This is a genomic window from Ruegeria sp. CL7 (assembly GCF_056536445.1).
The window spans coordinates 1,540,536-1,553,197 of sequence record NZ_JBQFPQ010000001.1 but is presented as its reverse complement, the minus strand read 5'-3'; the positions used below and the strand labels follow the sequence as shown (position 1 = coordinate 1,553,197).

The following is a 12,662-nucleotide window of genomic DNA, read 5'->3' as shown; positions in this document are numbered from 1 at the left end:
GGATCAGTTCCCCTGATTGCGTGCTTCCAGCCGTTCCAGATTGACCACGGTTGACAGCATCAGGCGGTCATGGCTCCAGTCCTGCGTTTGCTGGATCGACGCAGACCCCAATGCAAGAAGGGTGGCGAAGGTCAATGCCATCCCCAGGAACAGAGCGGGCAGGGTGGGCACCGCCGGCTGTGCATCGGTCAATGCAAGCACGCGCTGACGCAGCACGCGCTTGGCCTTGCCGCCCGTCACAAACGCAACATTCAGAACGCGAGGATTGTTTGCCGAGATCGTACGCGCGCAATAATCCAGCAGGCAGGAAGTGTATTCGCGCGCATCGATCCGTTTGCGGGCCACCACGGACTGGTCGCATGCCAGTTCACGCAAGCGGCCGAACTGATACTTTAGCATCAGATAGGCTGGGTTCCAGAACAACAACGGGCGCAGCATTTCAAAGCCCAGTTCCCATTCCACGTCACCGGCCCGAACATGCTGAAGCTCGTGCGCCAAAGCAAAGCGCAGTTCGTGCGGGGTATCCAGCAGATGGCTTGGCAGAACGACATGGCGACGGCGCAATCCGCGCACAGCGAACGGTACGGTGATGCGATCCGAAAGACGAATGTCTACCTTGGCCGACTGCCGCCAAAGAAAGCTGGATTTGACTGTCTGACGGATCATCGCCGCGTCCCTCAGAGCGCGGGCCGCAAACAGGGCGGCGACCAAAACAAGCAGCGTTGCAAGGGCAGTGATCACCGGCTGTTGCCCTGACAATGCAAGGTCCACCCACCGTTCACGGGTGTTCAGCAAGGCCTCGAACTGGGTGGCGGGCATGGCGATATCGCCGCGCAGATAGGCGGCAACGGCGATGTCGCCAAGCGCCATGGCGCTGCCCGGCCATGCGTAAGAGGCGAATGATGACACGCCCAACGCAAGAAACGGGCTGATCAGGACGCACACGCACAGCGCCTTGAGCGCACGCAACTGCGCGACATAGCTGTGGCGCAGGGCTGTTCGGGTCAGGGCTGCGCGGGCCGCCAGCCAGATGACGGCTGACAAGGCCAGCACGATGTTGAGTTCGATAAACGTGTCGAGAACCGGTCTAACCGCTGTCATTTTGCAGTCTCCTTTCTACCAGTGCTCGAATTTCCTCCAGGTCGGCTTCGCTCAGCCCCGCATCATCGACAAGCCGGGCCACCAGTGTGGCGGGTGTGTCGTCGAACAGAGTGCGGGACAGGTTTTGCAAAGACCGGGCCTGATATCTGTCCTTTTCCAGAAGCGGCGTATAGATCAGGGTCTTTCCTGTCTTGCGGCTTTCCACAAAACCTTTCTCGTCCAGGATACGCAGGATCGTGGCACCGGATGTATAGGCCAGATTGCGCTCCGAAGGCAGGCGGTCCAGGACATCTCGCACCGAGCCTTGCCCAAGGGCCCAGAGCTCGTTCATGAACTCCAGTTCAACCTCGGTCAGCAGATTTGTTGTCTTTTTCTTTCGCATCGATCTCGGTGTTGTCATGTTTAGTATGCCTGACAGACAAGCATCCTTTCGCGATTTCTCAAAGTCTAAACTTTCCAGAACACAAAAACGCCCCAGCCGATAGACAGGAAAAGAGGTGTCCATACCGGCTGCCCGACAAGGCCCAGCCAGGCGAGGAAGATATAGGCGGACCCCAGAAGGGTGATGAAGAGCCGATCGCCCAATGTGGTTGTCAGCCCCAGTACACCGCGCCGTTCTATGCCATCGCGATACTTGAAGCCCTCAAGAATGCCAATCAGTGCGATGGCCGAAAAGATGCCGACAAATACGGCAAGTGTCGCCGGGGTCCAGGCCATCCAGAAATCGGGCCACAGTGGCGCAGTCCAGGAAAAGCCTTTTTCCTCTGGCTGGCCGACGCTGCCCCATCCGGCCTGCTGGGCAAAGGTCGCGGAAGGCAGAAAAAGAAGGGTGAGAAGAAGTTTACGCATATCGAACCTCACACACGTCCCATCGCGAAACCACGCGCGATGTAGTTGCGGACAAACCAGATGACGATGGCGCCGGGGATGATGGTCAGGGTGCCGGCGGCGGCCAGCAGGCCCAATTCATAGCCCGCGCTGGACGCGGTGCGGGTCATCACGGCGGCGATGGGTTTGGCCTCGACCGCCGTAAGTGTCTTGGCCAGCAGCATTTCCACCCACGAGAACATGAAGCAGAAGAAGGCCGCCACGCCCACGCCCGCTTTGATATTGGGCAGGAAGATCGTCACGAAGAAACGCGGGAAGGAATAGCCGTCGACATAGGCGGTTTCATCCAGCTCTTTTGGAATTCCCCGCATGAAGCCTTCCAAAATCCAAACTGCCAGCGGCACGTTGAACAATGTATGCGCCAGTGCCACAGCCAGATGCGTGTCGAACAGGCCGATCGAAGAATAGAGCTGGAAGAACGGCAAGGCGAAGACCGCTGCCGGGGCCATCCGGTTGGTCAGCAGCCAGAAGAACAGCTGCTTGTCGCCCAAAAACCGATACCGCGAAAACGCATAGGCAGCGGGCAAGGCAACGCTGACCGAAAGCACCGTGTTCAACGTCACATAGGTGATCGAGTTGATATAGCCCCAGTACCACGTCGGGTCCGTGAAGATGGTGATATAATTCTCCAGCGTAAAGGTCTGGGGGAACAGGGAAAAGCCCGACAGGATCTCATTCGTTGTCTTGAAGGACATCGCCACCAGCCAATAGATCGGCAGCATTAGGAACGCGATATAGAGGATCGGGATGAGAGACCGCTTCTTCATTGCGCGTCATCCTTTGTCATGAGGGTGTAGAAGAGCCACGAAACCAGCAGCGTGATGGCGAAATAGATCAGGCTCATCGCAGCCGCAGGGCCAAGGTCGAACTGCCCCAGCGCGATCTTCACAAGGTCGATCGACAGCAGGGTGGTCGAGTTGCCGGGCCCACCCCCGGTCAGCACGAAGGGCTCGGTATAGATGTTGAAACTGTCCATGAACCGCAGCAGGACCGCGATCGTCAGAACCGTCTTCATCTTGGGCAGCTGGATGTAGCGGAACACCGACCATGGGCTTGCGCCGTCGATCTTGGCCGCCTGATAGTAGGCGTCCGGGATCGACACGAGGCCTGCATAGCACAGCAACACGACTAGCGACGTCCAGTGCCAGACATCCATGACGATGACGGTGATCCAGGCCGAAAGCGGCTGTTGCGTCATGTCATAGTTGATGCCCAGAACGTCATTCAGGAAATATCCCAACAGACCGATTTTGGGCAGGGTGAAGATGTTCCACATGGACCCAACGACGTTCCACGGGATCAGCATCGGCAGGGCCATCAGCACCAGGCAGACAGGCACCCAGAAACCTTTGCGCGGCATCGACAGGGCCACGATGATGCCAAGAGGAACTTCGATGATCAGGATCAGGAAAGTAAACAGGAACTGTCGTCCAAGTGCTGCCTGAAACCGGTCCGACCGCAGGATCTGTTCGAACCAACCCAGGCCTTCCCAGAAAAACTGGTTATTGCCAAAGGTTTCCTGCACCGAATAGTTGACCACTGTCATCATCGGCACCAACGCGTTGAACGCGACCAGTGCCAGCACGGGTAGGACAAAGAACCACGCTTTTTGATTTTCTGTTCTCATTGGGCCCGCTCCTCGGTTGCGATCCAGCCGTCGCGGTAGACGCGGGATTGTTCGGGTTTGAATTGCAGGAAGACCTGTGATCCGGGTTCGGGCGCGCTGTGTTCGGTCACGGCCTTTAGGGCGGTATTGCCGACCATCGCGCTGACCACAAAGTGGCGACCGATGTCGGAAACCTTAGTCACATGCGCCGGGATGCCGGTCTCGCCGAAGCCGACATATTCCGGGCGAATACCCAGATCGGTGCGGCCGCCATCACCATGAATGGGACCTTCCAGCATGACTTCGTGCCCTTCGAACAGGGCGCGGTCGCCGCGCGCTTCGCAGGGCAGCACGTTCATGCCGGGCGAGCCGATGAAATGGCCCACGAACGTATGCTGCGGGCGCTCGAACAATTCTACCGGGGTGCCGATCTGCACCACTTCGCCCTCTTGCATCACCACGACCTCGTCCGCGAAGGTCAGGGCCTCGGTCTGGTCGTGGGTGACATAGATCATCGTCGCCTTGACGCGCTGGTGCAGTTCTTTCAGCTTGGACCGCAGCTTCCATTTCAGATGCGGGTCGATCACGGTCAGAGGTTCATCGAACATCACCGCGTTTACGTCGTCGCGGACCAGGCCGCGACCCATCGAGATTTTCTGCTTGTTGTCCGGGCTGAGGCCGCTGGCACGGGTGTTCAGCATGTCGGTGACATCCAGCATCTCGGCGATCGCATCGACGCGGCGCTTGATCGTCGCCGGATCGACGCCGCGATTCTTCAGCGGAAAGGCCAGGTTCTCGCCCACGGTCATCGTGTCGTAAATCACCGGAAACTGGAACACCTGTGCGATGTTGCGCTGATCAGGGGGCAGAGCGGTCACGTCACGGTCGTCGAACAGGATCTGCCCTTCGGACGGGGTCAGCAGGCCCGAGATGATGTTCAGCAGCGTGGACTTGCCGCAGCCCGACGGGCCCAGCAGGGCATAGGCCCCGCCATCACGCCAGGTCACGTCGATTTCCTTCAGCGCATAATCCTCTGGGCCTTTTGGCGACGGCATGTAGCTGTGGCGGAGGTTTGAAAGTTTGATCTGTGCCATGTCAGGCCACCCTTTTGCCGTCTTGACCGAAATACCGGCAATGGGCCGGGTTCATGAAGAATGTGTGGTCCTCGCCCACCTGATAGGGGTGGACCCCGGCGGCCAGCGACACCCAGGCGTCCTCGCCATGCTGGAAATGCGCGCTGGAATCCGAGCCCGAAAGCTCGGTCACGATCACTCGGCCGGTCAGTTCCACGTCCGCGTCAGACGTACGGAACGGCGTCACGCGATGCGGCCGCACCGCGACCATGTAATCTCCGTCGGCCATGTCGGTTACGGCCCAGCCACCTCCTCCAGCCAGTTGCGCCTGCGCAGCGGAAACGGTGATGCGTGCGACATTGATCGGCGGGTCCGAAAAGACCCGCGCGGCGGCGATGTTCTCGGGGTTGCGATAGATGTCAGCGGTTGGCCCGAACTGGGTCACGCGGCCATCTTCCATCAGGGCGGTGTAGCCGCCCAGCAGCAGCGCCTCTTCGGGCTCGGACGTGGCATAGACCACCACCGCCCCGCGACCTGCGAACAGGTCGGGCAGCTGCTCGCGCAGTTCTTCACGCAGTTTGTAGTCAAGGTTGGCCAGCGGTTCGTCAAGGAACACGGCGCGGCTTTCTTTGGCAATGGCACGCGCCAGCGCTGTGCGTTGTTGTTGCCCACCCGACAGCTCGTGCGGGCGGCGGTGCAGCATCGGTCGCAATTGCAGCAGGTCGGCGGCCTCTTCCACGCGACCTTCGATCTCGGATTGCGCCATGCCTGCCACGCGCAATGGCGAGGCGATATTGTCGAATACGGTCATATGCGGGTAGTTCACGAAGAACTGGTGCACGAGGCTGATTTTTCGCTTCTGCGTATTCAGCCGTGTGACGTCCTGCCCATCCATCAGGACCTTGCCCGAGGCGATCGGGTCCAGCCCGGCCATCATCTTGATCAGAGAGGTCTTGCCCGAGCCCGTCGCGCCCAGCAGCACGTTGAAGTGGCCTGTTTGAAGGGTCAGGTTTGTGGGCTTGATATGTATGACGTTGCCGACCCTTTTGGTCGCGTCTTGAAGTTCGATCATGTCCGTGGGTTCCGGTCCTTCAGTGCAATGCACTGGTCTTGAAGTGGGGGTGCCTGATGCGGCACCCCCGGGTTTCAACGGCTTACTGAGACTGCCAGCGCTGAACCAGTTCGTCATAGTTGACGGTCTGGCCTTGCGGCTTTTCGTTCTCAAGCTTGGCCTTGGGCGAACCTGCTTTTTCCAACCAGAAGGACGGATCCTGCGGCTCGTTCAGGCGTGGACCGCAGCCGCCGTAGACACCGGCGCTTTCATCCGCGGCCTGCATCCGGGCCATGGTGATGTCCATCTCTTCGGCCAGACGATCCATCGCCTCTTGCGGGGTGAAGGCGCCCGAGTTCACGTCACCGATCTGCTGCCACCAGATCTGGGCCAGCTTCGGATAATCCGGCACGTTGATGCCAGTCGGCGACCATGCCACGCGGTCAGGCGAGCGGTAGAACTCGACCAGACCACCTAGCTTGGGTGCGCGTTCGGTGAACGACTCGTGGTTGACCGAGCTGTCGCGGATGAAGGTCAGACCCACATGGGACTTCTTCACGTCGACAGTTTTGGAGGTCACGAACTGGGCATAAAGCCAGGCTGCCTGGGCACGATCCGAGGGGGTCGATTTGAGGAACGTCCAGGACCCCACGTCTTGGTAGCCAACCTTCTGGCCTTCTTCCCAATAGGGGCCGTGCGGGCTGGGTGCCATCCGCCACAGCGGCGTGCCTTCGTCATCCACGGTGTTGTTGCCTTCGGACTTCGGCTTGACCATGTCGGCGGTGAAGGCCGTGTACCAGAAGATCTGCTGGGCCACATTGCCCTGGCTGAGTGCCGGCAGTGACTGGTAGAAGTCATAAGACGCGGCACCCGGAGGCGCATAGGCCCGCAGCCATTCATCCCATTTCCGGATCGCATAGACCGCAGCCGGACCGTTTGCAGCACCACCACGCGACACCGAAGCGCCAACAGGGTTACAGGTGCCCGCTTCCATGCGGATGCCCCATTCGTCGACAGGCACACCGTTCGGTTCGCCCGTGTCGCCGGCACCGGCCATCGACAGCCAGGCATCGGTCATGCGCCATCCGAGGTCGGGCGCGCGCTTGCCGTAATCCATGTGGCCGTAGATCGTGGTACCATCGACTTCTTTCACATCATTGGTGAAGAACTCGGCGATATCTTCATACGCGGACCAGTTGACCGGAACGCCCAGATCATAGCCGTACTTTTCTTTGAACGCGGCTTTGTTCGCCTCATCATCGAACCAGTCCTTGCGGAACCAGTACAGGTTCGCAAACTGCTGATCGGGCAGCTGATACAGCTTGCCGTCCGGTCCGGTGGTGAACTGAATGCCCATGAAGTCATCCAGATCCAGCGTCGGCGAAGTCGTCGCGGCCCAGTCACCGCCCATCATGTCCGTCAGCGGATAGGCCAGCTGCAAACGCGAATGGGTGCCGATCAGGTCACTGTCGTTGACATAGCCGTCATACAGGTTCCGACCCGTTTGCATTTGGGTTTGAACGGCCTGAACCACTTCACCTTCACCCAGAATCTGGTGGTTGACCTTGATGCCGGTGATTTCCTCGAACGCCTTGGTCAGAACCTCCGACTCGTAGGAATGCGTTGGAATACCTTCGGACAGGACGTTGATTTCCATACCTGCGTAAGGCTGTGCAGCTTCGATGAACCACTGCATCTCGGCCATTTGTTCGTCTTTCGACAAGGTCGATGGCTGGAATTCGTCGTCGATCCAACGTTGTGCTGCGGCTTCGTCGGCCCAAGCAGGACCGTGCCCCGCAATGACGGCAGCCGCCGCCACTGCGGAAAGTAGATGTCTCCGCATCTGTCTCCTCCCAAAAATTTATGGTTCTCCGGCGGAAACCGGATGACGCACAGCATCAGCGATTTCCTGCGTATGTGTCAAACTAAAAATTTAGTAATTGACGTTCAGGCATTTCGAAAGGGGCGGAGCCGAACTCGTTTGCCAATTTTTGAATTCGTTGTAAGCTAGGATTGTCATTACAAAAATTACCGCTGAGACGTGCGGCGCGAATTACGAAAAACGACTTGGAACAGTGAGGATAAGCAATGTCCCGAAGTCTGTTGAAGTACACGCGTGTTCTGGAAATCGTCGGGGACACAATCAAGGTCCGGGTTCCGATCCAGAGCAAGGGGGGGCCGGCTGTCCGGTTCAACGACCTCGCTGTGATCGAGACGGTGGATGGCCGAAAAACACTGGCTCAGACGATCTTCATCGACCGCGATGTCGTCACGTTGCAAGTGTTTTCCGGCACCAAGGGCATATCGACCGAAGCAACGGCAACCTTTCTCGGTCACCCGATGCAGACACCTTATTCGGCCAACATTCTGGGCCGCGTTTTTGATGGCGCCGGTGTGGCCATTGATGGAGGCCCCGACCTGTCTGCGGAACCGCACATCGATATTGGCGGACCGACCGTCAATCCGGCGGAACGCGCGGTTCCAAACAGAATGATCCGCACGGATGTGCCGATGATCGACGTGTTCAACACATTGGTCGAGAGCCAGAAAATTCCGATCTTCTCGGTTTCAGGCGAGCCATTCAACGCGTTCCTCAGCCGAATCGGTATTCAGGCCGACGCGGATATCGTGATCTTTGGCGGGCTGGGGCTGATTTTTGACGACTACCACACGTTTCGCACCTCTTTCGAAGATGCAGGTGTGTTTTCGCGCACCGTCATGTTCGTCAATCAGGCGATGGATCCTTTGGTCGAACGTCTGCTGGTGCCGGACATGGCATTGGCAGTGGCCGAGAAATTCGCTGTGGAAGAGGGCAAACGCGTGCTGGTCCTGCTGACGGACATGACCGCCTATGCTGACGCGATGAAAGAGGTAGGCATCAGTCAGGAGAGGGTGCCATCTCAGCGCGGCTATATGGGGGACCTGTATTCGCAGCTTGCGCGCCGATACGAAAAAGCCTGTGACTATGCCAAAGGCGGGTCGGTCACGGTTCTGACCGTCACGACCATGCCCGGCAACGACGTAACCCACCCGGTGCCTGACAACACCGGCTATATCACCGAAGGGCAGTTCTATCTGCATTCCGGCGTGATCGATCCGTTCGGCAGCCTGTCGCGCCTCAAGCAGAACGTGATCGGCAAGAGCACCCGTGAAGATCACGGGCAGATCATGAACACGATGATCCGTTTCTATTCTGAAAGCCGCGATGCCTCGCAAAAACAGGCGATGGCCTTCGACCTGTCAGACTATGATCACCAATTGCTGAAATTCGGCGGCCTGTTCCGGTCTCGGTTCATGGACATCAATGTTTCGATCCCGCTGGAAGAGGCGCTGGATCTGGGTTGGAAGACGCTGGCAGAGTGTTTTGCGCCGGAACAGTTGCTGATGAAGCAGGCGTTGATCGACAAGTATTTCCCGAAGGATGCCAATGGCGCGGTTGCAGCTGAATAAATCGTCGCTTGCGCGCGAGCAGACGCAGCTGAAAAGCTATGAGCGGTTCCTGCCGTCGCTGGACCTGAAGAGACAACAGTTGATGGCTGAACGGGTCCGGGCCCGGGAAGAGGTCGACCGCCTTGAGCAAAATGTGCAGGCGTTGGTGCAGCAGGTTGGCGAAAAGCTGCCGATGCTGGCCCAGCAGGGTGTCGCTCTGGATGGGCTGGTCAAACTCAAGGACTACAAGGTCAAAGAGGTCAATGTGGTAGGGGTCAAACTGCCTGACCTTGATCGGATCGAGTTGGTGGTGCGCCCGTATTCCGTTTTGGCCAAGCCCCATTGGGTCGATGCCGCTGCGCTTTTGCTGCACGACGTCATCGAAGCGCGGGTGCGGGTGAAGATTGCCGAAGAACGCGTTCGAATCTTTGACAAGGCGGTGGCCACCATTACCCAGCGGGTAAACTTGTTCGAAAAGGTTCTGATCCCGCGCGCCAAAGCCAACATCAAGAAAATCCGCATTTACCTGAGCGACGAACAGATGCAGGCCGTTGTGCGGTCGAAGATATCGAAACGCAAACACGCGCAGGAGGCTTTGATATGAGCGTTGCGCGTCTGAAAAAGATGTCTCTGATCGGGCCTGCTGCCCGAAAGGCGGAAACGCTTGAGGCGCTTCAGGCCCTTGGCTGCATGCATGTTTTGCCGCTTGTTCCCGCACCGAAAGAGCCGGAAAAGATCAGTGAGCGCGGTGCAAGAGAGGCGTATAAGGCATTGCGTTTCCTTGCAGAAGTGCCTGACCCGCGCCGCCAGGTCCAGCGTGCGCCTGATTTCGACATGGATCGTTTCGTGCGCGAGGTGACCGACCTCATGCGGCGCGTTCGGGATACGATGGACCGGCGTGACTTTCTGGCGCATCGCATCGCCCAGGTGCGACCCTGGGGTGATTTGGATTTTCCGCCGACCGATGCGCTGGCTGGCAACAGGCTGTGGTTCTATCAGCTGCCGCTGAAGCACCGGGATGCCATGTCCGAGGTCAAGCTTCCTTGGGCAATATTGGAGGAAGATCACCGGTACCTTTACGCCGTTCTGATTTCACCTGACGAACCCGATGATGGTGTTCTTCCTGTTCCGCGAACCCATGTCGGTTCGCTGCCGGTACACGAGCTTGAGGCCCAGTTGGAAGAGGCCGAGATCGCCCTCGAGGCGTTGGAAGCCGAACGCGTGGCGCTGACGCGCTATCTGACATTGATGCGCCGGAACCTGTCCGTCGCCGAAAGTGCCGCCGAGCTTGCCCATGCAACGCAGAAAGTACGCGACGAAGAGGCACTATTTGCTTTGCAGGGGTGGGTTCCCGTGGATCAGGTGGATGCTGTTCTTGCCATGGCAAACGCCAAGGGCTCGGCCGTCCTGATTGAAGATCCGGGGCCGGGCGACGCGCCTCCGACCTTGCTAGAGCAGCCTGAAAACCGCAGGGCCGCTGTCGATCTGGCGCTGTTCTATCAAGTGCCCGGATATCAGGACTGGGATCCCAGCGTCATCGTCTCGACGTCCTTCGCGATCTTCTTTGCCATGATCGTGGCGGATGCCGGGTACGGTGCTGTCATCCTGCTGGCGGTGCTGGCCTTTTGGAGACGGATGGACCGCACCGCTGGTCAAAGATCCTGGCGTCTGTTCGGCCTGATCATCTCGGCTGTTACGATATTTTACGGGGTCATGGTGGGCAGCTATTTTGGGGTATCACCGGCTGCGGACTCGATTTGGGCAAGGCTCAAGGTGCTGGATTTGAACGATTTCGGCGCGATGATGATGGTCTCGATCGTCGTTGGCGTTATCCACCTTGTCCTGGCCAACGCCCTTGCGGCCCGTGTGGCGTGGGGGCAACGCAAGGCGGTTGCCAATCTGGCCTGGATTGCGGCCCTGATCGGCGGGTTTGTCCTTTGGCTGGGCTACATGAACGGCAAGTCTCCGGTGCCGGGCGCAGCCATCCTGACCGCCGGCATCGTGGCGATTGTCCTGTTTTCCAGCGAGCGGGTCATCCAGCGGCCGATGGACTGGATCTGGCGTTTGCTCGAAGGGGTTCAAAGCCTTGCCGGGGCGATGGGCGCGTTTGGGGATGTTCTCAGCTATATGCGTCTTTTCGCGTTGGGCCTTGCTTCGGCCTCGCTGGCGATCACGTTAAATGATCTGGCGGTGTCGGTCATGCAGGCCCTTAGGGGGCCGGGCATTCTGTTTGGGCTGCTGATATTGATCATAGGTCATGTATTGAACTTCGCGCTCGCGATGATGAGCGGCGTCGTGCACGGCTTGCGTCTCAATTACATCGAATTCTTTAAATGGGGTCTGCCGGATGAAGGTGTCATCTTTCGTCCATTTGCCCGCAAGGAGGTTCAGGAATGAATGAGCTTGTTCTTACACTGGGTTGGCTGGGTATCTATGCGCCAATGGCGTTGGGGGCTGCGGCCAGCGCCATAGGGTGTTCGATCGCCGGTATGGCCAGTATCGGGGCCATGACGGAAACCGAGGGCGGCTATGGCCGTTTCGTGGGTGTATCCGCGTTTCCCTCAACGATGGTCATCTATGGGATCGTCATCATGTTCACCCTGAACCGCGACGTGACACCTGAAAACGCGGGCGGTCTGTTCGGTATTGGCATCCTGTCGGGTATCGCGCTGATGTATTGCGGCATCTGGCAGGGTCGGGCCTGTGCAGCTGCGATCAATGCGACCAAGGAAAAGCCCGAGATTTTTGGCCTTGCTCTGGCCCCTGCCGCGATCATCGAAGGGTTTGGTGTTTTTGCGTTCGTGTTTGCGTTGGTCATCAGTGCGGGGATCAGCTGATGGCACAAGACAGAACGATTGCGCATGGGGTTGACGCGCTGATCGACAAATTGCGCAACGATGGGGTTGCCGCTGGTCAGGCCGAAGCCGAGAAATTGCGCGCAGACGCCAAGGCCGAAGCCGCGCGCATCGTGGCAGAGGCAAAGCGCGAAGCCGATGAGTTGAAAAAGAAAGCCCGCACGGAGACAGATAATTACAGGGCCGCCGGCGAAGAAGCATTGAACACGGCGATGCGGGATGCCGTGCTGACCATGAAGGCGGGTCTGACGGATCGCTTCAGGGCAGACGTCGAACGCCTCGTGACCAAAGAGATGTCCGATCCCGAGCTTCTGAGGCAGATGATCCTCGAGGTGGTAGGCCGGGCCGGGGAAGGTGCAAATTTGAATGGCAGGGTTTCCGTCGTTCTTCCTGCCCGGGTCGCCACGCAGGAAGACATCAAGCAAAACGCCGATGACATTCAATCCGGCAAGCTGACAAAATATGTTCTTGGGCTGACTGCGAAGATGCTGCGCGAGAATATCGAGTTGCACGCAGCCGATGACGTGCAGGAAGGCATCCGCGTTCGCGCAGAAGATCAGGGTGTTGTTCTGGACCTGACGGATAAGGCGGTGGCGTCGCTGTTGATGGAGCATTTGCAGCCCCGGTTCCGCGCCGTTCTGGAAGGGGTCATCCGCTGA

At 58.6% G+C, this 12,662-nt stretch carries 13 protein-coding genes; 5 read left to right on the top strand and 8 right to left on the bottom strand.

Features of this window, described 5'->3' with window-relative positions; translation table 11 throughout:
• Window positions 1–3 precede the first annotated feature (3 nt).
• From ACR0LI_RS07835 to ACR0LI_RS07800, 8 genes are all read right to left on the bottom strand, one after another.
• A complete protein-coding gene (locus ACR0LI_RS07835; protein ID WP_171633486.1) occupies window positions 4–1,101 on the bottom strand; it encodes a M56 family metallopeptidase in 1,098 nt (365 codons plus the stop codon).
• On the bottom strand, window positions 1,088–1,483 hold the full coding sequence (locus ACR0LI_RS07830; RefSeq protein WP_170346648.1) for a BlaI/MecI/CopY family transcriptional regulator: 396 nt from the start codon (window positions 1,481–1,483) through the stop codon (window positions 1,088–1,090). Before ACR0LI_RS07830 ends, ACR0LI_RS07835 begins: the two co-directional genes overlap by 14 nt.
• A 65-nt stretch (window positions 1,484–1,548) precedes the next feature.
• Window positions 1,549–1,950, bottom strand: a complete 402-nt coding sequence (locus ACR0LI_RS07825) for a DUF2160 domain-containing protein (protein WP_171633483.1) — start codon at window positions 1,948–1,950, stop codon at window positions 1,549–1,551.
• An 8-nt stretch (window positions 1,951–1,958) separates the two neighbouring features.
• A complete protein-coding gene (locus tag ACR0LI_RS07820) occupies window positions 1,959–2,756 on the bottom strand; it encodes a carbohydrate ABC transporter permease (RefSeq protein WP_152457520.1) in 798 nt (265 codons plus the stop codon).
• Window positions 2,753–3,616, bottom strand: coding sequence for a carbohydrate ABC transporter permease (locus ACR0LI_RS07815; RefSeq protein ID WP_152457521.1), 864 nt, complete (start codon window positions 3,614–3,616; stop codon window positions 2,753–2,755). Before ACR0LI_RS07815 ends, ACR0LI_RS07820 begins: the two co-directional genes overlap by 4 nt.
• Window positions 3,613–4,689 carry an ABC transporter ATP-binding protein gene (locus ACR0LI_RS07810; RefSeq protein WP_171633480.1) on the bottom strand — a complete coding sequence of 359 codons (1,077 nt, stop codon included), beginning with the start codon at window positions 4,687–4,689 and terminating at the stop codon, window positions 3,613–3,615. Before ACR0LI_RS07810 ends, ACR0LI_RS07815 begins: the two co-directional genes overlap by 4 nt.
• Before the next feature lies 1 nt (window position 4,690).
• A complete protein-coding gene (locus tag ACR0LI_RS07805) occupies window positions 4,691–5,740 on the bottom strand; it encodes an ABC transporter ATP-binding protein (RefSeq protein WP_171613596.1) in 1,050 nt (349 codons plus the stop codon).
• A gap of 82 nt (window positions 5,741–5,822) precedes the next feature.
• Complete coding sequence (locus ACR0LI_RS07800; RefSeq protein ID WP_480487139.1) at window positions 5,823–7,562, bottom strand: ABC transporter substrate-binding protein; 1,740 nt, start codon at window positions 7,560–7,562, stop codon at window positions 5,823–5,825.
• 245 nt (window positions 7,563–7,807) lie between these two features.
• Between ACR0LI_RS07800 and ACR0LI_RS07795 the strand changes: the two genes are divergently transcribed.
• Genes ACR0LI_RS07795 through ACR0LI_RS07775 form a run of 5 tightly spaced genes read left to right on the top strand, consistent with a single transcriptional unit; the run spans window position 7,808 to window position 12,662 of the window.
• On the top strand, window positions 7,808–9,169 hold the full coding sequence (locus ACR0LI_RS07795) for a V-type ATP synthase subunit B (RefSeq protein ID WP_171723541.1): 1,362 nt from the start codon (window positions 7,808–7,810) through the stop codon (window positions 9,167–9,169).
• Window positions 9,147–9,752 (top strand): V-type ATP synthase subunit D, encoded by a 606-nt coding sequence (locus ACR0LI_RS07790; protein ID WP_210092149.1) that lies wholly within the window; start codon window positions 9,147–9,149, stop codon window positions 9,750–9,752. Before ACR0LI_RS07795 ends, ACR0LI_RS07790 begins: the two co-directional genes overlap by 23 nt.
• Entirely contained in the window at window positions 9,749–11,545 is a 1,797-nt protein-coding gene (locus ACR0LI_RS07785; RefSeq protein ID WP_480718280.1) for a V-type ATP synthase subunit I, read from the top strand. The genes ACR0LI_RS07790 and ACR0LI_RS07785 overlap by 4 nt, the downstream gene beginning before the upstream one ends.
• Window positions 11,542–11,985, top strand: a complete 444-nt coding sequence (locus ACR0LI_RS07780; RefSeq protein WP_152457528.1) for an ATP synthase subunit C — start codon at window positions 11,542–11,544, stop codon at window positions 11,983–11,985. The genes ACR0LI_RS07785 and ACR0LI_RS07780 overlap by 4 nt, the downstream gene beginning before the upstream one ends.
• A complete protein-coding gene (locus tag ACR0LI_RS07775) occupies window positions 11,985–12,662 on the top strand; it encodes a hypothetical protein (RefSeq protein ID WP_171633464.1) in 678 nt (225 codons plus the stop codon). The genes ACR0LI_RS07780 and ACR0LI_RS07775 overlap by 1 nt, the downstream gene beginning before the upstream one ends.